This is a genomic window from Roseobacter sp. AzwK-3b, assembly GCF_000170875.1.
In the GTDB taxonomy this organism is placed as follows: Bacteria; Pseudomonadota; Alphaproteobacteria; order Rhodobacterales; family Rhodobacteraceae; genus Roseovarius; species Roseovarius litoreus.
Genome location: NZ_ABCR01000025.1, coordinates 1 through 1471 on the forward strand (window position 1 = coordinate 1; position 1471 = coordinate 1471).

At 41.3% G+C, this 1471-nt stretch carries 1 protein-coding gene; it reads right to left on the reverse strand.

Features of this window, described 5'->3' with window-relative positions:
* On the reverse strand, nt 1–300 hold a 300-nt coding region (locus tag RAZWK3B_RS22035), incomplete at its 3' end, for a gag-polypeptide of LTR copia-type domain-containing protein (protein WP_157132354.1).
* Between the last annotated feature and the right edge of the window lie 1171 nt (nt 301–1471).

Genomic DNA, 1471 nt, shown 5'->3' on the forward strand with positions numbered 1-1471 from the left:
CAAGCTACGCAGAATCATGGCGATTTTAAGCGATTCTTCCATTGCTTGTCCCGCAATTGTGAGTCGATCGAAGAGTTCATCAACCTGCATAAGATGGCGGTCCATATCACCGTTTTCGCCCAGGTTCAGGTTACACAACTTTTTCAATAGGGACACCCTTGAGGTAACGGTTGTCTTTTCATGGTACTCACGCAGCTTTTCCCAGGATTCCTTTGCCGAATCTGCCTTTTTCACTATGCTCAATTGGTTTTCCTCAACACATAGTCCAATAGTTGCTCGAGCCCTTTTATCATCCTTGATTGTGGCGTCACTGGTTCAACCTTTGGTTCGTCGATCACGTACCAGAGCTCTTCGCGAATCATAAGCATTTCCATACGAAACTTCCAGTCCTGATAGTTTTGGTTATTCAACCTGGCAAACGAAAACTTTCCGGCATCTGCCATACTGGACCTTTATCGATTCACGCCAGAAAACAGAAGATTCACTTCTACACACACGACTTAAACTTTCCGAGAAACCTTTCTTGGAACTTTCCCTGGGCCCATAACCTGTTGGAAGGGAGAAATAGCAGGACACTTGCGCAGTCGTATTTAAGTGTGTGTTTATTGTACGAAACACATAGGCGGAATGAATTGCTTACATGTATTTACAGTGTTGGTGAAATGTTTCCCTGCCCAAGTGAACATTCGCTTTGCGTTATATTTGAGGGGTAGGAAATTGCCTACTTTCAACAATTTCAACAACTCAACAACCAGCAATACGGCCTTTTTGGACCGTTACTCCTGAATAAAAAAAATTAGCCGTTATCTTTTAATTAATTTTAGAACAAACAAATAAAACAAAGGAACATTTTTTATGTTGTAGAAGTCTATATTTTGAATAGTTCAATTATGTTATTCATTAAAGGCCTTTCAATAACATTGTTTTACAAAGCATAAATTGACTACTGTTATTTTAAATTCATTTCCTGGCACAAAGTGTGGTGGAAAACAAAAGGCTAATCCAATGTTCGTAATCTATATGTACATACACAAGTAAGTATAATTTATCGAAACGAAACCCGAGACCAGCATTCATTATTTTCGTCTTCTGCCAATGAATAGAAAATATCGTTCGTCCGTTCCATTTCACTACATCTACTTATGCTTTTCGAGCTTCGACGACACTTCAAAGCCATCGGATGGTTGAACAACCCGACTATCCGGAAACACTTTACAGCATCTCCCGTTACATCCGAATCGCGGGGGGCTTGGAAGGAGTGCGAGAAGCTATGCGCACGCAAGGACGAAATTAATTTTCAGTTTGTTCATGCCTTTTGTGCTTATACTCATAACATCAGACGGGGCATGCACCATTCCATCATCCTTTCAGCGTTCAGCGCATCAGGCTTTGAACATTACTGGTGCTACGTGAACGGTGCAGCAAGAAGCCATCCAACGATATGCACGGGGTATAAAGTAAGGAAGGATGT